Origin of the sequence: Bacillus sp. GZB, from assembly GCF_001975995.1 — a bacterium.
GTDB lineage: Bacteria > Bacillota > Bacilli > Bacillales > Bacillaceae > Bacillus > Bacillus velezensis.
Window position 1 is genome coordinate 230,955 of the sequence record NZ_MTQG01000017.1, and the last position, 24,291, is coordinate 255,245.

The 24,291-nt window shown below is 46.7% G+C and carries 21 protein-coding genes, 2 tRNA genes and 1 other annotated feature; of the genes, 21 read left to right on the forward strand and 2 right to left on the reverse strand.

All coding sequences use genetic code 11. From position 1 onward, the window contains the following. The first annotated feature begins 37 nt into the window (after positions 1 to 37). The 7 genes from BXO87_RS12160 (at position 38) to BXO87_RS12190 (ending at position 3,922) form a co-directional block, all read left to right on the forward strand. Positions 38 to 1,123: a GerMN domain-containing protein gene (locus BXO87_RS12160; protein WP_014418573.1), complete on the forward strand. Its 1,086-nt coding sequence runs from the start codon at positions 38 to 40 to the stop codon at positions 1,121 to 1,123. A 109-nt stretch (positions 1,124 to 1,232) separates the two neighbouring features. Next, positions 1,233 to 1,970: a ribonuclease PH gene (gene rph, locus BXO87_RS12165; RefSeq protein ID WP_032873777.1), complete on the forward strand. Its 738-nt coding sequence runs from the start codon at positions 1,233 to 1,235 to the stop codon at positions 1,968 to 1,970. An 11-nt stretch (positions 1,971 to 1,981) separates the two neighbouring features. Then, positions 1,982 to 2,578: an XTP/dITP diphosphatase gene (locus BXO87_RS12170; protein WP_108655001.1), complete on the forward strand. Its 597-nt coding sequence runs from the start codon at positions 1,982 to 1,984 to the stop codon at positions 2,576 to 2,578. A gap of 15 nt (positions 2,579 to 2,593) precedes the next feature. Then, positions 2,594 to 3,103 carry a YfcE family phosphodiesterase gene (locus BXO87_RS12175; RefSeq protein WP_038459402.1) on the forward strand — a complete coding sequence of 170 codons (510 nt, stop codon included), beginning with the start codon at positions 2,594 to 2,596 and terminating at the stop codon, positions 3,101 to 3,103. Positions 3,104 to 3,216: 113 nt separating this feature from the next. Then, positions 3,217 to 3,290, forward strand: a tRNA-Arg gene (locus BXO87_RS12180). Positions 3,291 to 3,412: 122 nt separating this feature from the next. Then, a tRNA-Arg gene (locus BXO87_RS12185) sits at positions 3,413 to 3,486 on the forward strand. 250 nt (positions 3,487 to 3,736) lie between these two features. Continuing rightward, a complete protein-coding gene (locus tag BXO87_RS12190; protein WP_038459400.1) occupies positions 3,737 to 3,922 on the forward strand; it encodes a hypothetical protein in 186 nt (61 codons plus the stop codon). 39 nt (positions 3,923 to 3,961) lie between these two features. Here the strand turns inward: BXO87_RS12190 and BXO87_RS12195 are convergent, their stop codons facing one another. Further along, a complete protein-coding gene (locus BXO87_RS12195; RefSeq protein ID WP_020954258.1) occupies positions 3,962 to 4,312 on the reverse strand; it encodes a hypothetical protein in 351 nt (116 codons plus the stop codon). 422 nt (positions 4,313 to 4,734) lie between these two features. Continuing rightward, positions 4,735 to 4,986, forward strand: a binding site (T-box leader). Positions 4,987 to 5,105: 119 nt separating this feature from the next. On the opposite strand from BXO87_RS12195, the gene ilvB reads away from it, so the two are divergent. The 13 genes from ilvB to yihA all read left to right on the forward strand — a co-directional run bounded on the left by ilvB (position 5,106) and on the right by yihA (position 22,203). Further along, complete coding sequence (ilvB, locus tag BXO87_RS12200; protein WP_025285068.1) at positions 5,106 to 6,830, forward strand: acetolactate synthase large subunit; 1,725 nt, start codon at positions 5,106 to 5,108, stop codon at positions 6,828 to 6,830. Continuing rightward, positions 6,827 to 7,345, forward strand: coding sequence for an acetolactate synthase small subunit (gene ilvN / locus BXO87_RS12205; RefSeq protein ID WP_003152598.1), 519 nt, complete (start codon positions 6,827 to 6,829; stop codon positions 7,343 to 7,345). Before ilvB ends, ilvN begins: the two co-directional genes overlap by 4 nt. A gap of 22 nt (positions 7,346 to 7,367) precedes the next feature. Next, positions 7,368 to 8,396: a ketol-acid reductoisomerase gene (gene ilvC, locus BXO87_RS12210; RefSeq protein ID WP_003152600.1), complete on the forward strand. Its 1,029-nt coding sequence runs from the start codon at positions 7,368 to 7,370 to the stop codon at positions 8,394 to 8,396. Further along, the gene (locus BXO87_RS12215; protein ID WP_007612906.1) at positions 8,383 to 9,939 is read left to right on the forward strand and encodes a 2-isopropylmalate synthase; all 1,557 of its coding nucleotides are present in this window, start codon (positions 8,383 to 8,385) and stop codon (positions 9,937 to 9,939) included. The genes ilvC and BXO87_RS12215 overlap by 14 nt, the downstream gene beginning before the upstream one ends. A gap of 20 nt (positions 9,940 to 9,959) precedes the next feature. Beyond that, positions 9,960 to 11,057 (forward strand): 3-isopropylmalate dehydrogenase, encoded by a 1,098-nt coding sequence (leuB, locus tag BXO87_RS12220; protein ID WP_038459398.1) that lies wholly within the window; start codon positions 9,960 to 9,962, stop codon positions 11,055 to 11,057. A gap of 49 nt (positions 11,058 to 11,106) precedes the next feature. Next, positions 11,107 to 12,525 (forward strand): 3-isopropylmalate dehydratase large subunit, encoded by a 1,419-nt coding sequence (leuC, locus tag BXO87_RS12225; RefSeq protein WP_038459396.1) that lies wholly within the window; start codon positions 11,107 to 11,109, stop codon positions 12,523 to 12,525. Positions 12,526 to 12,540: 15 nt separating this feature from the next. Continuing rightward, a complete protein-coding gene (leuD, locus tag BXO87_RS12230) occupies positions 12,541 to 13,140 on the forward strand; it encodes a 3-isopropylmalate dehydratase small subunit (RefSeq protein WP_007408146.1) in 600 nt (199 codons plus the stop codon). 117 nt (positions 13,141 to 13,257) lie between these two features. Continuing rightward, entirely contained in the window at positions 13,258 to 14,262 is a 1,005-nt protein-coding gene (ddcA, locus tag BXO87_RS12235; RefSeq protein WP_038459394.1) for a DNA damage checkpoint antagonist DdcA, read from the forward strand. Between the two features lie 216 nt (positions 14,263 to 14,478). Continuing rightward, a complete protein-coding gene (gene tig, locus BXO87_RS12240) occupies positions 14,479 to 15,753 on the forward strand; it encodes a trigger factor (RefSeq protein ID WP_003152618.1) in 1,275 nt (424 codons plus the stop codon). A gap of 271 nt (positions 15,754 to 16,024) precedes the next feature. Next, the gene (gene clpX / locus BXO87_RS12245; RefSeq protein WP_007408149.1) at positions 16,025 to 17,287 is read left to right on the forward strand and encodes an ATP-dependent protease ATP-binding subunit ClpX; all 1,263 of its coding nucleotides are present in this window, start codon (positions 16,025 to 16,027) and stop codon (positions 17,285 to 17,287) included. Positions 17,288 to 17,437: 150 nt separating this feature from the next. Next, the gene (gene lonB / locus BXO87_RS12250; protein ID WP_007612897.1) at positions 17,438 to 19,096 is read left to right on the forward strand and encodes an ATP-dependent protease LonB; all 1,659 of its coding nucleotides are present in this window, start codon (positions 17,438 to 17,440) and stop codon (positions 19,094 to 19,096) included. A gap of 198 nt (positions 19,097 to 19,294) precedes the next feature. After that, entirely contained in the window at positions 19,295 to 21,619 is a 2,325-nt protein-coding gene (gene lon / locus BXO87_RS12255; RefSeq protein ID WP_007612896.1) for an endopeptidase La, read from the forward strand. Next, a complete protein-coding gene (gene yihA / locus BXO87_RS12260) occupies positions 21,616 to 22,203 on the forward strand; it encodes a ribosome biogenesis GTP-binding protein YihA/YsxC (protein WP_007612895.1) in 588 nt (195 codons plus the stop codon). The genes lon and yihA overlap by 4 nt, the downstream gene beginning before the upstream one ends. A 32-nt stretch (positions 22,204 to 22,235) precedes the next feature. Here the strand turns inward: yihA and BXO87_RS12265 are convergent, their stop codons facing one another. After that, the gene (locus BXO87_RS12265) at positions 22,236 to 22,727 is read right to left on the reverse strand and encodes a hypothetical protein (RefSeq protein WP_015240316.1); all 492 of its coding nucleotides are present in this window, start codon (positions 22,725 to 22,727) and stop codon (positions 22,236 to 22,238) included. A gap of 195 nt (positions 22,728 to 22,922) precedes the next feature. Here BXO87_RS12265 and hemA point away from each other — a divergent pair, with 195 nt between their 5' ends. Further along, positions 22,923 to 24,290 carry a glutamyl-tRNA reductase gene (gene hemA, locus BXO87_RS12270; protein WP_003152628.1) on the forward strand — a complete coding sequence of 456 codons (1,368 nt, stop codon included), beginning with the start codon at positions 22,923 to 22,925 and terminating at the stop codon, positions 24,288 to 24,290. Position 24,291 lies beyond the last annotated feature (1 nt).

Here is a 24,291-nt window from a genome sequence, read left to right on the forward strand (position 1 = left end):
ATACATCATAGTACAAACAGCCTTAGGAGGGAAAAGTATGCTGAAAAAAGGACCTGCAGTCATTGCTGCAACATGTCTTACTTCGGCTTTTGTGTTATCTGGATGCGGTTTGTTTCAATCCGATAAAACAGCCGGGGAAATTGACCCGCCTCAAGACATTTCATATGTAAAGGATGAAGCGGGAATTCAGGCAAAACCAAAGCAGTCAGAGAAAAACGGCACTTCTAAAGCCGACCAGCCGGCCAATACAGTCATGCGAGAGCTGTATCTGATTGATAAAAACGGCTATGTCGCAGCACAGACACTGCCTCTTCCGAACAGTGAGGGAACCGCAAAGCAGGCCCTTGAGTACTTGGTTCAGGGAGGGCCTGTATCAGAAATCCTGCCGAACGGCTTCAGAGCGGTGCTCCCTGCGGATACGACGGTAAATGTCGATATTAAAAAAGACGGCACTGCCGTCGCTGATTTTTCGAAGGAATTTAAAAACTATAAAAAAGAAGACGAACAAAAAATCCTGCAATCGATTACATGGACGCTTACCCAATTCAGCTCAATAGATAAAGTCAAAATCAGAATCAACGGGCACGAATTGAAAGAAATGCCGGTGGGCGGCACGCCGATTACGGGCGACTTAAGCAGAAAAGACGGGATTAATATTGAAACGGCCGGAGTGAATGATCTGACAGACACCCATCCGCTGACTGTATATTATCTGGCGGAAACAGAGACGAGCGAATACTACGTGCCTGTCACAAAGCGGATTGACAATTCGGAAACAAATGACATCACCGCTGCCGTTGAACAGCTCGCCGACGGACCGGGCAAAGCAAGCGGGCTTTTGACGGACTTTAATAACGATGTTAAGCTTCTCAGCAAGCCGAAAGTAAAAGACGGCCAGGTTACACTGGACTTTAACAGCTCCATTTACGGAAGCGCCGACGAAAAAACAAAAATGGTGTCATCGGGCGTACTGGACAGCATCGTCCTCACGTTAACCGAACAGCCGTCGATCAAAAGTGTTTCTATAAAAGTAAACGGAAAATCAGAACTGGTGAATGAAAAAGGAGAATCCCTTTCAAAACCTGTTTCGAGGCCGTCACAAGTGAATACGGGTAGTTTTTAATTTGCGATTTTTGATATACTAGTAAAAAAGAGGTTAGCGTTCCGGCTGCCTCTTTCTTTATTCACAATCCGGAACAAAAGGTTTATGTACATATAATCGGAGGTAAAATATGAGACACGACGGAAGACAGCACGATGAGCTGCGCCCTATCACATTTGATTTGGATTTTATCACTCACCCGGAAGGCTCTGTTTTAATTACAGCGGGAAATACGAAGGTCATCTGTAATGCATCTGTGGAAGACCGGGTGCCGCCATTTTTACGCGGCGGAGGAAAAGGCTGGATCACAGCGGAATACAGCATGCTTCCCCGCGCGACGAATCAAAGAACGATAAGAGAATCTTCAAAAGGAAAGGTCTCCGGCAGAACGATGGAAATTCAGCGGCTGATCGGGCGCGCGCTCCGGGCCGTCGTTGATTTGGAGAAGCTCGGCGAACGGACGATCTGGATCGACTGTGACGTCATTCAAGCTGACGGCGGAACAAGAACGGCTTCCATTACCGGCGCCTTCTTGGCAATGGCCATTGCGATCGGCAAACTCGTAAAAAGCGGCGTTATCAAAACCTCTCCTGTGACAGATTATCTCGCGGCCATTTCTGTCGGGATGGATAAAGAAGAAGGCCTTCTTTTGGATCTGAATTATGAAGAGGATTCGGCGGCTGAAGTCGACATGAATATTATCATGACGGGAAGCGGACGTTTTGTAGAGCTTCAAGGGACGGGCGAAGAAGCCACATTCTCCCGTGAAGATTTAAACGGACTGTTAAGTCTTGCCGAAAAAGGAATCCAGACGCTTATTCAAAAGCAAAAAGAAGTGCTGGGAGAAATATTGCCTGAACTGAAATAAGAAAGAGAGGCCTGATCACCGTGAAAGAAGCCATTATTGCGACACATAATCAGGGAAAAGTGAAAGAATTCAAGGAAATACTCGAACCGAAAGGCTACAGCGTCTCTTCTTTGGCGGAAATCGGATTTACGGAAGAAATTGAAGAAACCGGACATACCTTTGAAGAAAACGCCATCTTAAAAGCGGAAGCCGTGGCAAAAGCCGTAAACAAAATGGTCATTGCAGACGACTCCGGTTTATCGGTGGACAACCTTGGAGGCAGACCGGGCGTTTATTCAGCCCGTTATGCCGGAGAAGCAAAAGATGATACGGCGAATATGGATAAGGTACTGTCAGAATTAAAAGGCATCGAAAAAGAGCAGCGCACGGCCCGTTTCCGCTGCGCCCTTGCCGTCAGCATGCCGGGGCAGGAAACAAAAACGGTCGAAGGTCATGTTGAAGGGTATATTGCGGAAGGACCCGAAGGAGATAACGGATTCGGCTATGACCCCATTTTTATTGTAAAAGATAAAGATAAAACCATGGCCCAGCTGACAAGCGCTGAGAAAAACAAAATCAGCCACAGGGCTGAGGCGCTCAAGAAACTGTCAAAGCTGCTTGATTCATAAGGGGGAGCGTATGCAATGAAAGTGCTGATAATAAGTGACAGTCACGGCCTTGAAGACGAGCTGGAGACGATTGCAAAGCGGCACGAAGACGAAGCGGATCTGATGATTCATTGCGGTGATTCAGAGCTTGACGCCGCACATCCGGCACTCACGCCGTATCACACGGTGAAAGGCAATTGCGACTTTGGCGGCGGGTTTCAGGATGAACTCCTTCTGGACGCCGGCTCAAAGAAAATTCTGGCCGTTCATGGGCATCTTCACGGCATTAAACAGTCACTTTTAACTGTTTTTTACCGGGCGGAAGAGCTTGGGGCGGATATCGTCTGCTTCGGCCATTCACATATTGCCGGGAGTGAAGTGCTCCGGGGCAAGCTTTTGATTAATCCGGGCAGCATCCGTCTTCCGAGAGTCCGCAATGTGAAAAGCTATGCCATTCTTACTCTTACAGAAAGAGAAGGCGCCGTGACATTTTACGACGAAACGGGTCGGGAATTGAAGGACTTGGGGAATACAATCAGTTTTTAACAAGTGATGGGGGAGATTTCATTCTTCCCCATCAAAAGTTTTTAAAAAAATATTGACTTATGATTTGAACCTGTATATAATAAATCTTGTCGCTGATACATAAAGCAAAAGCTGTCCCAGTAGCTCAGCTGGATAGAGCAACGGCCTTCTAAGCCGTCGGTCGGGAGTTCGAATCTCTCCTGGGACGTACAAAAAAAGAGCTGGTGACATCAGAGTGAAAACTGATGCCGCTGGCCTTTTTTATCGGATGACTATATTGTCAATTCGCTGATATCATGATAAAATGATCAGCAGATATTTGTTTTTCATGTCCCAGTAGCTCAGCCGGATAGAGCAACGGCCTTCTAAGCCGTCGGTCGGGAGTTCGAATCTCTCCTGGGACGTATAAAAAACCTCAAGCCCTGACAATGGGTTTGAGGTTTTTTTGTATTTTATTTTTTATTTTACGAAACAAAAGTTCCGTATTTGATGAAAAATGTAAAGTAATTTTAATATAAATGAAACTTAATGTAATATTTACCGTAATAAATATATGTATAAAGATACTTAAGGCGCCCTTGAGTAATAAATTATCTAATTTCTATCATACATTTTGTCAATAATCGATAGAAAGACAGCGGGAGGAATTAGCTTTTGAAGTACGCATTTGCATATAAAAATCACAATATAGAAACGATCTTTTGCGGAAAAGACAAGCTGTTTGAGGAACTGAAGCAATTTTTAGTCACTCAATGCGGTTTAATCATTGTTGAGGTTTCAAGGGCTGATTACTATACGGAGCAGGAAATGAATCAATGGAATGACCGTTATACTTTGTGAATATGAAAAGAAACCGGCCGTGTGAGACCGGTTTTTGTATCATCTGAATCCGCTCGGAGCGCTGAAGCCCCCGGCATGGCCGCTAAAACCGCCCCCGAGCGCGCCGGGATGGGCCCCTGCGCCGAGGCTTCCGCCGACGTCACTGAAGGTTTGGCCGTAGTACCCGGATGTATAAGGGTATGGGACGAATTGCTGTCCGGCAAATGACAGCGTGCTTTGCGGGGTTTGCTGTCCGTATCCGGATGACGGGAATCCCTGCTGAAAAGAAGGGCCGCCTTGATATGGTGCTGTATGCATCGGGGCCGGGGGATAATAAGACTGCGGCGGTAAGACCGGTAAAGGCGGAAATCCAGGAGGCAGGCCCTGCATACCTGATAACATCTTATTCATGACATCACTCATTTCTTACGAGATAAGAACAGTGTATGCGTATATCTGTATAAAGAGCCTGTTCAATCGAACGGAATATCTGACAAGCATGCCGGAAGGACAGAGAAAAATCGTGTAATAAAATGTGACATATTCGTATATGAACGGAAAAATTTCATGTAATCTTGAGAGATTAATAAAAAAATGATAAAAACTTTTAATATTTACAGATCCCTTTGTACCAGTAATGAAAGCGTATACAAAGTAGATTGATTAATCTAAATTATCTAATAATTATAAAAATGCTGTTGACACTGTCTGCAAACGGGCGTAATATGAGTTCAAACAAAAATAAATAAATGATTCACGCTAAAAAGAAAAATCATAAAACACTGAAAAAACAAACAAATGAAGGTTCTTTTTTAATAAAAGAGCTGCCATAATAAAAAGCGCAGACGAGGATAAGTAGCTTTGCTGAAGTTTTTCACAGAGAGCCGGTAACGCTGAGAGCCGGTAAAACAAATCAAAGTGAACTCCCCTCAGAGTGCCGGTCTGAAATATGAAGAGTAGGACTCGGCCGAGTGAACGCAATGTTTACTCGTTATCAAAACGGATATTCATTATCCATGAGACGGTCTGCATATGACCGTAAACAAGGGTGGTACCGCGGAGAGCAAAGCCTTTTCGCCCCTTTTGGCTATCGCATGAAATGCTTGGCTGAATGTGGGTGGGAAGGCTTTTTTATTTGCGTCAGCCGGCGCTGCGTTTTATGAATTGGATTTTAGAAGGGAACATTGAAAAGGAGGAACTGAAAATGGGCACAAATGTACAGGCGGATTCTTTGTCTGCCGAATGTACAAAAACAATGAACGGGGCTCTGATGCTGATTGAATCATTAAAGAAAGAAAATGTCGAGATGATCTTCGGCTATCCGGGGGGAGCTGTCCTTCCGATTTACGATAAGCTGTATCAGTCGGGATTGGTTCACATCCTGCCCCGCCATGAGCAAGGCGCGATTCATGCGGCTGAAGGGTATGCGAGAGTCTCCGGAAAGCCGGGGGTTGTGATTGCTACATCCGGACCCGGAGCGACAAATTTAGTTACCGGTCTTGCGGATGCGATGATTGATTCATTGCCGCTCGTAGTGTTTACCGGTCAGGTGGCCACTTCGGTCATCGGCAGCGACGCTTTTCAGGAAGCCGACATTTTAGGAATTACGATGCCGATTACGAAACACAGCTACCAAGTCCGCCGTCCGGAAGATCTCCCCCGTGTGATTAAAGAGGCGTTCCATATCGCCACGACGGGAAGACCGGGCCCGGTATTAATTGATATACCGAAGGATGTCGCAGCATTTGAAGGAGAGTTCAGATATGATCACGAGATCAGCCTTCCGGGTTATCAGCCTGTAAAAGAGCCTAACTATCTGCAGATCCGAAAGCTCGTGGAAGCTGTCAGCAGTGCGAAAAAGCCGGTTATTTTAGCCGGAGCGGGTGTTTTGCACGGTAAAGCTTCAGAAGATTTAAAAAATTATGCCGAGCAGCAGCAAATACCGGTAGCGCACACGCTCCTCGGTCTGGGCGGTTTCCCGGCAGACCATCCTCTTTTTCTGGGAATGGCGGGGATGCACGGCACATACACAGCGAATATGGCGCTTTACCACTGTGACTTGTTGATCAGCATCGGAGCGCGGTTCGATGATCGTGTGACCGGAAATCTGAAGCATTTTGCAAAATCGGCCAAAGTGGCGCATATCGATATTGATCCTGCTGAAATCGGAAAAATTATCGAAACGCAGATTCCGGTGGTCGGCGACAGTAAAATCGTCCTTCAGGAATTATTGAAGCAAAACGGAAAACAGGGACAGACAGAGGAATGGAAACAGCAGCTTTCAGAATGGAAAGAAGAATATCCGCTTTGGTATACAGACAACAGAGAAGAGGGCTTGAAACCCCAAAAGCTGATTGAGTATATTCACCAATTCACAAACGGTGAGGCAATTGTGGCGACGGATGTCGGCCAGCACCAGATGTGGGCGGCTCAGTTTTATCCTTTCCGAAAGGCTGATAAGTGGGTGACCTCGGGGGGACTCGGCACAATGGGCTTCGGCCTTCCGGCGGCTATCGGAGCGCAGCTGGCCGATCGTAACGCCACGGTCGTTGCCATCCTCGGAGACGGCGGTTTTCAGATGACCCTTCAGGAATTAGATGTCATCCGGCAGCTGAATCTTCCTGTCAAAGTGGTTATCTTGAACAACGAATGTCTGGGCATGGTCAGACAGTGGCAGGAAATCTTCTATGAAGAGCGCTATTCTGAATCCAAATTCTCGGCGCAGCCTGACTTTGTCAAATTGTCAGAAGCCTACGGCATTAAAGGCGTCCGGATTTCATCGGAGGAAGAGGCGGAAGAAGAGCTTAAAAAGGTGCTTTCATCAAAAGAACCGGCCGTTATTGACGTCCGGGTCGCCAAAAGCGAGAAAGTATTCCCGATGATTGCGCCGGGTAAAGGACTTCATGAAATGGTGGGGGTGAAACCTTGAAACGCATTATCACATTAACGGTGGTCAACCGCTCGGGAGTATTAAACCGGATCACCGGCCTGTTTACAAAAAGACACTATAATATCGAAAGCATCACTGTAGGCCACACGGAAACAAGCGGTGTTTCAAGGATTACATTTGTCGTCCATGTGGAAGGCGAAAATGACGTAGAGCAGCTGACAAAGCAGCTTAACAAACAAATTGACGTCCTGAAAGTGACGGATATTACAAACCAATCGATTGTACAGCGTGAGCTGGCATTAATCAAAGTTGTTTCCGCACCGTCGGCCAGAACGGAAATCAATGGAATCATTGAGCCGTTCAGAGCTTCCGTCGTTGATGTCTCAAGAGACAGCATCGTCGTTCAGGTTACCGGCGAATCTAATAAAATCGAAGCGCTCATAGAGCTTCTCAAACCTTACGGCATTAAAGAAATCGCGAGAACGGGCACAACGGCTTTTGCGAGGGGAACCCAGCAGAAGGCGTCATCCAATAAAACAATTTCAATTGTATAACACAAAAAAGGGAGAGATTAAAATGGTAAAAGTATATTATAACGGTGATATCAAAGAGAACGTATTGGCAGGTAAAAAAGTAGCGATTATCGGTTACGGTTCACAAGGTCACGCACATGCGCTGAACTTAAAAGAAAGCGGAATTGATGTCATTGTCGGCGTCAGACAAGGCAAATCATTTACACAGGCCCAAGAAGACGGTCATAAAGTCTTTTCGGTAAGAGAAGCGGCTGCTCAGGCTGATATCATTATGGTTCTTCTTCCGGATGAACAGCAGCAAAAAGTATATGAAGCTGAAATCAAAGATGAATTGACGGCGGGCAAATCATTGGTATTCGCACACGGATTTAACGTCCATTTCCATCAGATCGTGCCTCCTGCTGATGTGGATGTATTCCTTGTCGCCCCTAAAGGACCTGGACACCTTGTCAGAAGAACATATGAACAAGGCGCGGGCGTACCGGCATTGTTTGCCATCTACCAGGATGTATCAGGAGAAGCGAAAGATACGGCTCTTGCTTATGCAAAAGGAATCGGCGGAGCGCGTGCGGGCGTTCTTGAAACAACATTTAAGGAAGAAACGGAAACGGATTTGTTCGGTGAGCAGGCTGTTCTGTGCGGAGGTTTAACGGCGCTTGTCAAAGCGGGTTTTGAAACGCTGACAGAAGCCGGCTACCAGCCTGAACTCGCATACTTCGAGTGTCTGCACGAACTGAAGCTGATCGTAGACTTGATGTATGAAGAAGGATTGGCGGGCATGAGATACTCTATCTCTGATACGGCTCAATGGGGAGATTTTGTCTCAGGGCCGCGCGTAGTCGATGCAAAGGTAAAAGAATCGATGAAACAAGTATTAACGGATATTCAAAACGGTACATTCGCGAAAGAATGGATCGTGGAAAACCAAGTGAACCGTCCTCGCTTCAATGCGATCAATGCAAGCGAAAACGAGCATCAGATTGAAAAGGTCGGCAGACAGCTTCGTGAAATGATGCCGTTTGTCAAACAAGGCAAAAAGAAGGAAGCGGTGGTCTCCGTTGCGCAAAATTAATGTTTTCGACACGACCCTTCGTGACGGTGAACAATCCCCCGGGGTCAACCTCAATTCCCGGGAGAAACTGGCGATAGCCAAGCAGCTTGAAAGACTCGGGGTGGACATTATTGAAGCGGGATTTCCCGCTTCATCCCGAGGTGATTTTTTAGCCGTGCAGGAAATCGCAAGAACGATTAAAAATTGTTCGGTAACAGGGCTTGCCCGATCTGTCAAAGGTGACATCGACGCAGCCTGGGAAGCGCTGAAAGACGGGGCCAGCCCGCGGATTCACATCTTTATCGCCACCTCTGACATTCATCTGAAGCATAAGCTGAAAATGACACGGGAAGAGGTTAAGGAAAAAGCGGTTGAAATGGTGAAGTATGCAAAAGAACGCTTTCCGATCGTTCAATGGTCAGCAGAAGACGCATGCCGCACCGAACTTCCGTTTCTGGCTGAAATCGTGGAAAAAGTGATTGATGCCGGCGCGAGCGTCATCAACCTGCCGGACACTGTAGGTTACCTGACGCCGGCTGAATACGGAAACATCTTTAAATATATGAAGGAACACGTTCCGAATATCAGCCGGGTAAAGCTCTCAGCCCATTGCCACGATGATCTCGGAATGGCGGTTGCCAACTCACTTTCGGCAATTGAGAACGGCGCTGATCAAATTGAATGCGCCATTAACGGCATAGGAGAAAGAGCCGGGAACGCCGCGCTAGAGGAAATCGCCGTTGCGCTTCATGTCAGAAATGACGCGCATCAAGCCGATTCATCTCTCAATCTTCATGAATTGAAGCGGACGAGTGATCTTGTCAGCAAACTGACGGGCATGGCCGTTCCCCGCAACAAAGCAATCGTCGGAGATAACGCTTTCGCACATGAGTCGGGTATTCACCAAGACGGTTTCCTGAAAGAAAAATCAACATATGAAATCATTTCACCGGAACTGGTCGGCGTGACTGCTGATGCACTCGTACTCGGAAAGCATTCCGGGCGCCACGCGTTCAAAGACCGCCTGAATACGCTTGGATTCCAGTTTGATAGTGATGAAATCAATAAATATTTTACGATGTTTAAAGAACTGACCGAAAAGAAAAAAGAAATCACTGATGATGACTTGATTTCTCTTATTTTAGAAGAAAAAGTGACGGACAAAAAAATCGGCTATGAATTTTTGTCTCTGCAAGTGCATTACGGGACGTCTCAGGTGCCGACTGCAACAGTCTCTTTAAAAAATCAGGAAAACGAACAGCTGATGCAAGAGGCGGCAACGGGGGCGGGCAGCGTAGAAGCCGTTTATAATACGCTTGGGCGCTGCATCGATAAAAATATTGAACTGACAGACTACCGCATCCAATCCAACCGGAAAGGCGAAGACGCGCTGGCTCAGGTTTACGTCAGAGTGACCGTGAACGGAAAAGAATCATCAGGGCGGGGAATCGCGCAGGATGTTCTGGAAGCTTCTGCAAAAGCATATTTGAACGCCGTGAACCGACAATTGGTGCTGGATTGCAATATAGACGGATTAAAGAGACAGACTGCGGTCGGCTCGTAATAGAAAGGAGAACGTTTGATTTGAAAAAACGCATTGCTTTGCTTCCCGGTGACGGAATCGGACCGGAAGTGGCGGAATCAGCGGCAGATGTATTGAAAAGCGTTGCCGAACAATTCGGACATGAATTTGAATTTGAAAACGGACTGATCGGGGGAGCGGCCATTGACGCCCATCAAAACCCCCTTCCTGAGGAGACGGTGGCTCTTTGTGAAAGATCCGACGCCATCCTGCTCGGGGCAGTCGGCGGACCGAAATGGGACCAAAATCCTCCGGAGCTCAGACCGGAAAAAGGCCTGCTCGGCATCAGAAAAAAACTTGGCCTGTTTGCCAATCTGCGTCCTGTGACCGTATTTGAAAGCTTGTCTGAGGCGTCTCCGCTGAAAAAAGAATATATCAGCGGCGTCGACTTTGTAATCGTCAGGGAACTGACGGGCGGCCTCTACTTCGGAGAACCGAGCAGACAGTATGTCAATGAAGCGGGAGAAAAGGAAGCGGTCGATACCCTTTTTTATAAGAAAGAAGAAATCGAACGCGTTGTCAGAGAAGCCTTTAGGATGGCTGCCGGCAGAAAAGGAAAAGTGACGTCCGTTGATAAGGCGAATGTGCTTTCTTCAAGCAGGCTGTGGCGGGAAACCGCAGAGGAAATCGCAAAAGAATTTCCTGACGTGACGCTTGAACATATGCTTGTCGATAATGCCGCGATGCAGCTCATCTACGCTCCGAGCCAATTTGACGTCATCGTAACTGAGAATATGTTCGGCGATATTTTAAGCGATGAAGCCTCCATGCTGACAGGCTCGCTCGGCATGCTGCCGTCAGCCAGTTTATCAAGTTCAGGTCTTCACTTGTTTGAACCCGTGCATGGATCTGCGCCTGACATCGCCGGTAAAGGGATGGCCAATCCGTTTGCGGCGATTTTATCAGCGGCGATGCTTTTGAGAACATCTTTCGGACTTGAAAACGAAGCGCAGGCGGTGGAAAAGGCGGTCGCAAAGGTGCTTGCAGACGGCAGCCGTACACGTGATATCGCCCGGGACGGCCAATATGCCGGAACGCATGACATTACTGAAAAAGTAAAAGCCGCATTAGCCGGCTCGAATACAAAATCTATAGTGTGACGCTTTAAAGAAAGCGGTCTTAGTTCATAGGTAGAGGGAGGAAACAAAGATGATGCCTCGAACAATCATCGAAAAGATTTGGGATCGGCATGTTGTAAAAAGCGGTGAAGGAAAACCCGACCTTCTCTATATTGATCTGCACCTAATTCATGAGGTGACGTCTCCTCAGGCGTTTGAAGGGTTAAGGCAGAAGGGAAGAAAGGTCAGACGGCCGCAGAACACATTCGCGACGATGGACCACAATATTCCGACCGTCAACCGTTTTGACATTAAAGATGAAGTCGCAAAGCGCCAAGTAACCGCGCTTGAACGGAATTGCGAGGAGTTCGGCGTCCGTCTTGCGGATCTTCATAGCGCAGACCAGGGAATCGTTCACGTAGTCGGGCCTGAGCTTGGTCTGACACTTCCGGGGAAAACGATCGTTTGCGGAGACAGCCATACATCGACTCACGGCGCGTTCGGAGCGCTTGCCTTCGGTATCGGCACAAGTGAGGTGGAACATGTTCTCTCCACACAGACATTATGGCAGCAGCGGCCGAAAACGCTTGAAATCCGCGTTGACGGAACGCTCCAAAAAGGAGTGACCGCGAAGGATGTCATCTTGTCGGTCATCGGAAAATACGGGGTGAAATTCGGTACTGGATATGTCATTGAATACACCGGGGAAGTATTCAGAAACATGTCTATGGACGAACGCATGACCGTCTGCAATATGTCAATAGAAGCGGGAGCCCGGGCGGGACTGATCGCTCCTGATGACACGACGATCGAATATTGTAAAAACCGTAAATACGCGCCTAAAGGCGAAGAGTTTGACAAAGCCGCCGCAGAATGGAAAGCGTTAAAAACCGATCCGGGCGCCGTATACGATCATTCCATCGTGTTAGACGGCAGCGAGATTTCTCCAATGGTAACATGGGGCGTCAATCCCGGCATGGTTCTCCCGGTCGATGCCCAAATACCGGCGCCGGAAACGATTGATTCTGAAGACGGTAAAAAAGAAGCCATCCGCGCGTACGAATACATGGGAATCTCACCGAATCAAAAAATTGAAGATATTAAAGTCGAGCATGTGTTTATCGGCTCCTGTACAAATTCGCGGATGACCGATCTTCGCCAGGCTGCGGATATGATCAAAGGCCGAAAAGTCGCCGACAGCGTCAGAGCCATTGTGGTGCCGGGTTCTCAAAGCGTGAAACAGCAGGCCGAAGAAGAAGGGCTGCACCGCGTGTTTCTCGAGGCCGGCTTTGAATGGAGAGAATCAGGCTGCAGCATGTGCCTCAGTATGAACAATGATGTCGTGCCTGAAGGGGAACGATGCGCTTCCACTTCCAACCGCAACTTCGAAGGCAGACAGGGAAAAGGCGCGAGAACACACCTTGTCAGTCCGGCGATGGCGGCAATGGCGGCCATTCACGGGCATTTCGTCGATGTAAGAAAGTTTTATCAAGAAAAAACAGTTGTGTAAGGAGTGCGCGAAAAGATGGAACCTTTAAAAACGCATACGGGAAAAGCGGCTGTCTTAAACCGGATCAACGTCGATACGGACCAGATTATTCCGAAACAGTTTTTGAAAAGAATTGAAAGAACAGGATACGGCAGATTCGCGTTTTTTGATTGGAGATACCTTGAGAACGGTGAGCCTGATCCTGAATTTGAATTAAACCGCAAAGTCTATGAAGGCGCGTCCATATTAATTGCCGGGGAGAATTTCGGCTGCGGATCATCCCGTGAGCACGCTCCTTGGGCGCTGGATGATTACGGCTTCAAAATCATCATTGCTCCGTCATTTGCCGATATTTTTCATCAAAACTGTTTTAAAAACGGTATGCTTCCCATCCGTATGCCGTATGATCAGTGGAAAAAACTCGCCGGTCAATATGAAAATCAGTCTCTTAACATGACGGTTGATTTGGAAAACCAGCTCATTCACGACAGTGAAGGAAAAGAGATTTCATTTGAAGTCGATCCTCACTGGAAGGAAATGCTGATCAACGGTTATGATGAAATTTCATTAACGCTTCTGCTGGAGGACGACATTCAGCAGTTTGAATCGAAAAGAAGTTCTTGGCTTCAAGCCTGAAAAAAGCCGACCGGCATCTGTCCGGCGGCTTTTTTTACCGTGCGCACCATCCTTTCTTGTGTTTCCTGACGCGTGTTGATACACTTGAAAAAAATAGCGCCTGAAAGGAAATAAAGTATGACGCATGACAAGAAAAAAGCTGATATCATTCCTTTCCCCCGTCTGAAAGAACGCTTGGTTGATAAAGGGATGGCCGCCATGAAGGATAAACAATATCAGGAGGCCCTCGAACTGTTCTCAGAGGCGGTAAGCCACGGCGATACCGAGTCCGACGTACATTTAGGCATGGCGATTTGTTTTCTGGAACTCGGGGAATTGGAAGAAGCAAAACAAGTTTGCGAGAAAATGCTGAATGAAGGGTACGGCCATTATTTCACCGTACTGCAGGTGTACATGACCATTTTAATTCAGCTGAAACAATATGAAGAAGTCAAAAGCACGATTGAAGCTGTGCTGGAAGAAAACCAGCTGCCCGCAGAAAGTGCGGAGCAATTCTACCGGCTGCTCGAATTCAGCCGCAAAATGACCGATCCCGACCAGCAGGATGAAGCGTGGGAGGAGGAATACGAGGACATTCTTGATGCGGAAAAAGTGCTGAACAGCCCCGCTGAACAAATGAATCTGATTCATTCTCTCAAAGACCGCAATATTGCAAAATACACGGGTCTCTTAAAAACGATTCTTCAAGATCCGGGCGCACATCCGCTTATCAAGACGATGATTTTGACGCTGATGGCGGAGCATGACTACAGCAAGCCGGTTCATATTACAAAATTCGGCGATTCAATGACCGCGGTTCCGAGTGAAACGGTTCAGCCTGATGCGGCTCCGGTTTTGCATCGCGTTCTCCGGGTGCTTGATGAAACGCTCGGCAATGAAAACCCTACATTATACGCTGCCGTCGAGGAGCTGTGGAGAAGGCATCTGTACGTCCTGCACCCTTTTATGCCGAAGTTTATGAACGCAGATTTATGGGCGGCGGCGCTTCATAAGGTCGGTTACGAGATGCACGGTATTGACATTGAGCCGGAGGAACTTCATATGATGTACGAGTTTGACAGCCGCGAACTTGAAGAAGCCTGCACGATGATTAAGGATATTGAAGAAATTTCTTATTTGTAAATCACACCATATAGTTGAAAGCGGTAGGCGTTATGTTATAATATAGTGGTTGTATTTATGTATAGCGGTTTAACTGAAATGAGAATTACGGTTGGACAGGCTGCCAGTTCATTACATAATGATTCTGATTCAAAGCGGTTTTTTCTTTGACAAAGCCGCGGATTGCTTTAGAATGGAAGACCGACACAACCTGAATAGATTTTTGGAGGGAAACACATGTCTGTAAAATGGGAAAAACAAGAAGGCAACGAAGGCGTATTAACGGTTGAAGTTGATGCGGATACGTTCAAAACAGCTCTTGATGATGCATTTAAAAAAGTAGTAAAACAGGTTTCTATTCCTGGATTCCGCAAAGGGAAAGTTCCCCGCGGTTTATTCGAACAGCGTTTCGGCGTTGAAGCTCTTTACCAGGATGCTTTAGATATTTTACTTCCTGTAGAATACCCTAAAGCGGTTGAAGAAGCCGGCATTGAGCCTGTAGACCGCCCTGAAATCGATGTTGAAAAAATCGAAAAAGGCGAAAGTTTGATTTTCACTGCAAAAGTGACTGTAAAACCGGAAGTAAAACTTGGCGACTACAAAGGCTTAGGAATCGAAAAAGATGACACTGCCGTTACTGACGAAGATGTACAAAACGAACTTAAAGCGCTTCAAGAGCGTCAGGCTGAGCTTGTCGTGAAAGAAGAAGGCGCTGTTGAAAACGGCGATACAGTCGTTCTTGACTTCGAAGGTTTCGTTGACGGGGAAGCGTTTGAAGGCGGAAAAGCTGAGAACTACTCACTTGAAGTAGGATCAGGTTCATTCATCCCGGGCTTCGAAGAGCAGTTAACAGGCCTTGAAGCAGGCGCTGAAAAGGATGTTGAAGTAACATTCCCTGAAGAGTACCACGCTGAAGAGCTTGCTGGAAAACCAGCTGTTTTCAAAGTGAAAATTCATGAAATCAAAGCGAAAGAGCTTCCTGAGCTTAACGACGAATTCGCAAAAGACATTGACGAAGAAGTTGAAACGCTTGCTGAATTAACTGAGAAAACAAAAAAACGCCTTGAAGAAGCGAAAGAAAACGAAGCTGACGCTAAATTGCGTGAAGAGCTTGTTCTGAAAGCATCTGAAAACGCTGAAGCTGATGTTCCTCAAGCGATGATCGACACTGAGCTTGACCGCATGCTGAAAGAATTCGAACAGCGTCTGCAAATGCAAGGCATGAACCTTGAGCTTTACACTCAATTCTCAGGCCAAGACGAAAACGCGTTAAAAGAGCAAATGAAAGAAGATGCCGCAAAACGCGTAAAATCAAACCTGACTCTTGAAGCGATCGCTCAAGCTGAAAACCTTGAAGTAACAGACGAAGAAGTTGAAGCTGAGCTGACTAAAATGGCTGAAGCTTACAACATGCCGGTTGAAAACATCAAGCAGGCAATCGGTTCAACTGACGCGATGAAAGAAGATTTAAAAGTTCGAAAAGCAATTGATTTTCTTGTAGAAAACCGTTAATATGGTTCATAATAATAGACATAATAAAACAGGGCGCGATTAATTCGTGCCTTGTTTTGTACAATTATGATATAACTCTTTTTCTTGGGGCAAGATAGTCATTGCCGGGCTGTTTTTCGTCATACATATAGAATGTGCAAGTGCGAAACACATTGTTACCGTCTTACTGGAAAGTATGGTAAAATGCAATACATACTCGATCGTAGCAAGAACCGTTTTCTTTTGCCCTTCAGGTAAAAGAAAAAGTGAGACAAGATTAAGGGGTGAAAGAATGTTTAAATTCAACGAGGAAAAAGGACAATTGAAATGCTCGTTCTGCGGAAAAACGCAAGATCAGGTTCGTAAGCTGGTTGCAGGACCGGGTGTATATATATGCGACGAATGTATTGAGCTCTGTACAGAAATCGTAGAGGAAGAGCTTGGTACGGAAGAAGAAGTCGAATTTAAAGACGTTCCGAAGCCGCAGGAAATCCGTGAGATTCTGAATGAATATGTCATCGGACAGGATCAGGCGAAGAAATCACTTGCGGTTGCGGTATACAACCATTACAAACGCATCAATTCCAACAGTAAAGTGGATGATGTTGAGCTTTCTAAAAGTAACATTTCTTTAATCGGACCGACTGGAAGCGGGAAAACACTTCTTGCCCAGACGCTTGCGCGTATTCTGAACGTGCCGTTTGCGATCGCGGACGCTACATCTCTGACTGAAGCCGGATATGTCGGTGAGGACGTAGAAAACATCCTCCTCAAGCTGATTCAGGCAGCAGACTATGATGTGGAAAAAGCAGAAAAAGGCATTATTTATATCGATGAAATCGATAAAGTAGCGCGAAAATCTGAAAACCCGTCCATTACACGCGACGTATCAGGCGAAGGCGTTCAGCAGGCGCTGCTGAAAATTCTTGAAGGAACGGTTGCAAGCGTGCCGCCTCAAGGAGGACGCAAACATCCTCATCAGGAATTCATCCAGATCGATACGACGAATATTCTGTTCATTTGCGGCGGTGCATTTGACGGCATTGAACAAATTATCAAACGCCGTCTCGGACAAAAAGTCATCGGTTTCGGCTCAGATAATAAAGCGGCAGACCTGGAAAAAGAAGAACTGCTTTCTAAAGTTCTTCCGGAAGACTTGCTCCGTTTCGGTCTGATTCCTGAATTCATCGGCCGTCTTCCTGTCATTGCAAGCCTTGAGCAGCTTGACGAAACGGCACTGGTTGAAATTCTGACTAAACCGAAAAACGCACTCGTCAAACAATACAAGAAAATGTTAGAACTTGATGATGTCGAGCTTGAATTTGAAGACGAGGCATTATCTGAAATTGCGAAAAAAGCGATCGAGCGTAAAACAGGCGCACGCGGCCTGCGTTCTATCATTGAAGGCATCATGCTTGACGTCATGTTTGATCTGCCGTCCCGCGATGATATTGAAAAATGTGTCATTACCGGAGCGACAGTCGCAGACGGTGAAGCACCGCGTCTTGTATTAAAAGACGGCACAGTTGTCGGCCAAGATAAAACATCAGCATAACATGACAAAACCTCCTGACTCGAATTGATCAGGAGGTTTTTTTTCTTGTCCTGACCCTTCTGAAAATGTTTATTCCGGGCTTTGCTGGGAGATACTAGCGGACAGAGGAATGAATTGGATACATAAATCGTTTTTTCAGGAGGGACCAGCATGAGTTGGACAGGGATCGCATTATTTGTACAGCTGTTTTTCGGGATAGTCATCGGATTATATTTTTGGAATCTGCTCAAAAACCAGCGTACACAAAAAGTGACGATAGATAAAGAATCAAAAAAAGAAATGGAACAGCTGCGCAAAATGCGCGCCATCAGTTTATCAGAACCCTTATCAGAAAAGGTGCGGCCGAAAAGTTTTCAGGACATTGTCGGTCAGGAAGACGGAATTAAAGCGTTAAAAGCAGCGCTTTGCGGACCGAACCCGCAGCACGTCATTATTTACGGTCCTCCGGGAGTCGGAAAAACGGCTGCGGCGCGGCTGGTATTGGAAGAAGCGAAAAAACATAAACAGTCACCGTTTCAAAAGCAGGCTGTTTTTGTTGAACTTGATGCGACGACCGCGCGGTTTGATGAACGGGGGATTGCCGATCCGCTTATCGGTTCAGTGCATGATCCGATTTATCAGGGAGCGGGTGCGATGGGCCAAGCAGGCATTCCGCAGCCGAAACAGGGGGCTGTGACCCATGCTCACGGCGGGGTATTGTTTATTGATGAAATCGGCGAGCTTCATCCGATTCAGATGAATAAAATGCTGAAGGTGCTTGAAGATCGAAAAGTATTTTTAGACAGTGCGTATTACAGTGAAGAAAATACGCAAATACCGAATCACATTCATGATATTTTTCAAAATGGGCTTCCGGCAGATTTCCGTTTGATCGGAGCGACAACGAGAATGCCGAATGAAATTCCGCCGGCCATCCGTTCGCGCTGTCTTGAAGTATTTTTCCGCGAGCTGGAAAAGGATGAACTTAAAATCGTTGCGAAAAAAGCAGCCGACAAAATTCAGAAAGAGATTTCTGACGAAGCTCTCAGTGTGCTGACCACATATACGAGAAACGGACGTGAAGCCGTCAATATGATCCAGATCGCCGCCGGCATGGCGGTGACTGAGGACAGACAAGAAATTACGACAGAAGATATAGAATGGGTTGTTCATTCCAGTCAGCTTACACCTAAAAATGAGCAGAAAATCGCCGATGAACCGCAAGTCGGCATCGTGAACGGACTTGCTGTCTACGGGCCGAACAGCGGCGCATTGCTGGAAATCGAAGTGAATGTCACACCTGCGCAGGACAAAGGAAGCCTGAATATCACGGGAATTGCAGAGGAAGAAAGCATCGGCAGCCAATCGAAGTCGATCCGCCGCAAAAGCATGGCGAAGGGATCTGTAGAAAATGTTCTGACGGTTCTGCGCACAATGGGCATCAAACCTTCAGACTATGACATTCACGTCAATTTTCCGGGCGGAGGCCCGATTGACGGACCTTCAGCAGGTATCGCGATGGCCGCGGGGATTTTTTCCGCGATTCACCGCATCCCGATCGACCATACGGTGGCGATGACGGGAGAAATCAGCCTGACGGGGCTTGTCAAACCGATCGGCGGCGTCATTCCGAAAATTAAAGCCGCAAAACAGGCCGGAGCAAAAACGGTCATTATCCCATATGAAAATCAGCAGTCCATTCTGAAACGAATAGACGGAATCACCATTAAAGCGGTAAAAACGTTCCAGGAAGTGCTGGACGTCATATTGGTTGACCCACCTTCAGAACAAAAACCGTTTGATATCCAAATGAATAAAGAATCCGTATAAACCCCATTTTTATAATGGGGTTTTTTTATGGAGGACATCTTTTCCTTTTTCAGAACAGAAAGAAAGGGTATACTACGAAGAGACTGTTTTATATACAGGGCAGGCGGATAAGCCGATTTTGCCCGATCCCGGAATTGTACAACGATGAAAAAGTTGTATTATAATGGTTCATACTAAAGTCACGGAGGTGTCAGTCACATGGCAGAAGATACAAAACGCAGCATCCCGCTCCTCCCTTTAAGAGGCTTATTGGTATACCCGACAATGGTTTTACATTTAGATGTAGGCCGTGACAAGTCGGTTCAGGCTCTTGAACAGGCAATGATGCATGATCATATGATTTTTTTAGCCACTCAGCAGGATATTTCGATAGACGAACCGGGTGAAGAGGATATTTTCGCCGTCGGCACTTATACAAAAATTAAACAGATGCTGAAGCTGCCCAACGGTACGATCAGAGTGCTTGTAGAAGGAATTCAGCGGGCGCAGATCCTTGAATACACCGAGCTCGAAGATTATACTTCGGTCGATATACAGCTGATGCATGAGGATGATTCAAAAGACGTGGAAGACGAAGCGCTTATGCGGACGCTGCTGGACCATTTTGACCAGTACATAAAAATTTCTAAAAAAATCTCCGCAGAAACGTATGCGGCTGTGACTGATATTGAAGAGCCCGGCAGAATGGCGGATATCGTCGCTTCTCATCTCCCGCTGAAATTAAAGGACAAGCAGGACATTTTAGAAACGGCGGATATTAAAGAACGTCTGAATAAAGTCATCCGTTCCATTCATAATGAAAAAGAAGTGTTGGAGATTGAGAAAAAAATCGGTCAGCGCGTCAAACGTTCGATGGAACGCACTCAAAAGGAATACTACTTGCGTGAACAGATGAAAGCCATTCAGAAGGAGCTTGGCGACAAAGAAGGAAAAACCGGCGAAGTTCAGTCGCTCACGGAAAAGATAGAAGAAGCAGGCATGCCTGAGCGTGTCAAAGAAACGGCGCTTAAGGAATTAAGCCGTTACGAAAAAGTGCCGTCAAGCTCAGCGGAAAGCTCTGTTATCCGCAACTATATTGACTGGCTCATCGCCCTTCCGTGGTCGGATGAAACAGAAGATAAACTTGATATTAAAAAAGCCGGGGAAATCTTAGATAAAGAGCACCACGGCTTAGAGAAAGTGAAAGAGCGGATTTTGGAGTATTTGGCCGTGAAACAGCTGACGAAAACGCTGAAAGGGCCGATTCTTTGTCTGGCCGGACCTCCGGGAGTCGGTAAAACATCTCTTGCAAAATCAATCAGTACGAGCATGGGGCGCCGTTTTGTGAGAATTTCACTGGGCGGAGTGCGCGATGAGTCTGAAATCCGCGGGCACCGACGTACATACGTCGGAGCGATGCCGGGCCGTATTATACAGGGGATGAAAAAAGCCGGCAAACAAAATCCGGTCTTTCTCCTGGATGAGATCGACAAAATGTCGTCTGATTTCAGAGGCGATCCGTCTTCGGCGATGCTTGAGGTGCTGGATCCGGAACAAAACAGCACATTCAGCGACCACTATATTGAAGAGACGTTCGATTTATCGAAAGTGCTGTTTATCGCGACTGCGAATAACCTTGCTTCCATACCGGGACCTCTCAGAGACAGAATGGAGATTATCAGCCTGTCAGGCTACACTGAAAACGAAAAGCTGGAGATCGTGAAAGACCACCTGCTTCCGAAACAAATCAAAGAGCACGGGCTCACAAAGAGCAACCTGCAGATTCGGGATCAGGCGATTACGGACATCATCCGCTACTATACGAGGGAAGCCGGCGTGAGAACGCTTGAACGCCAGATTGCCGCCATTTGCCGAAAGGCTGCGAAAGCCATTGTGTCTGAGGAGAGAAAACGCATTACCGTTACAGAGAAAAATCTGGCCGACTACCTCGGAAAACGGATATTCAGATACGGACAGGCGGAAACCGAAGATCAAATCGGGGTTGTCACGGGGCTTGCGTATACGACGGTCGGCGGAGATACGCTGTCAATCGAAGTGTCATTGTCACCAGGAAAAGGAAAGCTGATTCTGACCGGGAAGCTTGGAGATGTCATGCGGGAATCAGCGCAGGCCGCTTTCAGTTATGTCCGCTCGAAAGCGGAACAGTTCGGAATCGACCCGAAATTCCATGAGAAGTATGACATTCATATCCATGTCCCTGAAGGAGCGGTGCCGAAAGACGGCCCTTCTGCCGGAATTACGATGGCCACGGCGCTCGTTTCAGCATTAACGGACCGTGCGGTAAAACGCGAAGTCGGTATGACGGGAGAAATCACGCTGCGGGGCCGCGTGCTTCCGATCGGCGGACTGAAAGAAAAGGCGCTCGGCGCGCACAGAGCGGGCCTGACTACTATTATTGCGCCTAAAGATAACGAAAAAGATATAGAGGATATTCCAGAAAGCGTCAGAGAAGGACTGAAGTTTATATTCGTTTCTCACCTGGATGACGTTTTGGAACATGCCTTAGTAGGAGAGAAGAAATGAAAGTCACAAAGTCAGAAATCGTGATCAGCGCGGTCAAACCCGAACAGTACCCTAATGGGGGGCTTCCGGAAATCGCGCTGGCGGGAAGATCAAATGTAGGAAAGTCATCTTTTATCAATTCATTAATCAATCGGAAAAACTTGGCCAGAACGTCATCAAAACCGGGGAAAACACAGACCTTAAACTTTTACATCATAAATGATGAATTGCATTTTGTCGACGTTCCAGGGTACGGATTTGCGAAAGTTTCCAAAAGCGAGCGGGAAGCATGGGGGAGAATGATTGAAACCTATATGACGACCCGCGAAGAACTGAAAGCCTGCGTGCAGATTGTCGACCTCAGGCACGCGCCGTCTGCTGAAGACGTGAACATGTACGAATTCCTGAAGTATTACGGCATTCCCGTCATCGTTATCGCGACAAAAGCGGATAAGATTCCAAAAGGAAAATGGGACAAGCACTTAAAGGTTGTCAAACAGACGCTTGATATGGATCCTGAAGATGAGCTGATTTTATTTTCCTCTGAAACGAAAAAAGGCAAAGATGAAGCATGGGGAGCCATTAAAAAAATGATCAGCCGGTAATGAAAAACCCAAAACGCAGTGCGTTTTGGGTTTTATCGTATAGTTTTGTTCCGCTTGATAAACAATAATAAAAGGCTGATTCCGATGAAAACATACGGCCAGTATGTTTTGAAGTGTTCCGTCGGAATATGGACGGACTCCAGCCATGCCGTAATTTGTTTAAAGAAGTATAAAAAGAGGGAAAAACCAATCATGGCAACCGCTTCGTATACATATTCTTTTCTGGCTGCCGCAAATAAGGAGAATCCGAAGACGAAGAGAATCATTTCAAAATCTCCCGGCCACCATGAGAGCTCAGGTTTGGCGAAAAAGTGTAAACCTATGCCGAAAAGAAGCATGCCGATCAGGACGTGAGGCCCGGCCGCTTCCTTTTTGCCCTGATACAAGAGCACGGCGCCCAAAAGCATAAGGAGCACCGGCCATTCCCCCTGATTCGCAAACAGGTGAACCTGTCCGCTCTGAAGCCATGCGAATAATGAAGCGGCAAGCAGAAGTCCCGGTAATAAAATTGATGTTTTTTTCATCCTGTCACCTACCCGCAGTAAAGGATTTTTAGTATGATGATTACAGTGGAAACGAGCTTTTTATACTATAGCACAACATTTTTGAAATCTGTTCACATTTTTTCCGAAGAAACTATGTTATAATCATTCTAAATAATAAATTCTATGTTAGAATGATTATAAATAAATTGCGATGTACGGGGGTGCATGAAAGCGATGCATATTCTTGTTGTGGGAGTAGATTATAAATCCGCCCCTATTGAAATACGCGAAAAAATAAGTTTTCAGCCGGATGAGCTTGCAGAAGCGATGCTCCGTTTAAAAGAAGAAAAAAGCGTTCTTGAAAACATTATCGTGTCAACCTGCAACCGCACCGAAATATATGCGGTGGTCGACCAGCTTCATACCGGCCGTTATTATATAAAGACATTTTTATCCGAATGGTTCTCGCTGCCGAAAGAAGAGCTGTCTCCGTTTCTGAAATTTTATGAGAGCGACGCGGCGATCGAGCATTTATTCCGTGTGGCGTGCGGTTTGGATTCCATGGTCATCGGAGAAACGCAAATACTCGGCCAGGTCCGCTCGAGCTTTAAAACGGCGCAGGCAGAAAAGACGATCGGCACCATTTTCAATGAGCTGTTTAAACAGGCGGTGACCGTCGGCAAACGCACGCATGCCGAAACCGATATCGGCGCCAATGCCGTTTCCGTCAGTTACGCCGCCGTTGAACTCGCGAAAAAAATCTTCGGCTCATTGTCAAATAAGCACATTTTGATTCTCGGTGCGGGAAAAATGGGCGAGCTCGCCGCAGAAAACCTGCACGGTCAGGGTATCGGCAAAGTAACGGTCATCAACAGAACGTTTTTGAAGGCAAAAGCGCTTGCTGACCGTTTCTCCGGAGAAGCGCGCAGCTTAAACCAGCTTGAACATGCACTTGCTGAAGCTGATATTTTAATCAGTTCGACAGGCGCAAGTGATTTCGTCGTGTCTAAAGAAATGATGGAGAGAGCGGGCAGACAGCGGAAAGGCCGTCCGTTATTTATGGTGGATATCGCTGTGCCGAGAGATCTCGATCCGGCGCTGAACGATCTTGAAGGTGTTTTTTTGTATGATATTGATGACCTTGAAGGAATCGTTGAAGCCAACTTACAAGAACGCCGTGAAACCGCTGAAAAAGTCGAGCTGTTTATTGAAGCGGCAATTGTTGAGTTTAAGCAGTGGCTTAATACGCTCGGCGTTGTGCCGGTCATTTCGGCGCTGCGTGAAAAGGCGCTGTCCATCCAGTCCGATACGATGCAGAGCATTGAGCGTAAGCTGCCTCATCTGACGGTAAGAGAGAAAAAACTTCTCAGCAAACATACGAAAAGCATCATTAACCAAATGCTGCGAGACCCGATTCTGAAAGCGAAAGAGCTTGCGGCTGAAGCGGATTCAGATGAAAAGCTGAAGCTGTTTATGCAGATTTTCGATATTGAGGAAGAGGCCGGCCGCCAGCTGGACAAAAGCCTGGATAACCGCCAGACGGTTCATTCGTTTCAAAAGGCAGAAGCAAAAACGGGCTTACGTCCGCTTGTAAGTGAGTGAG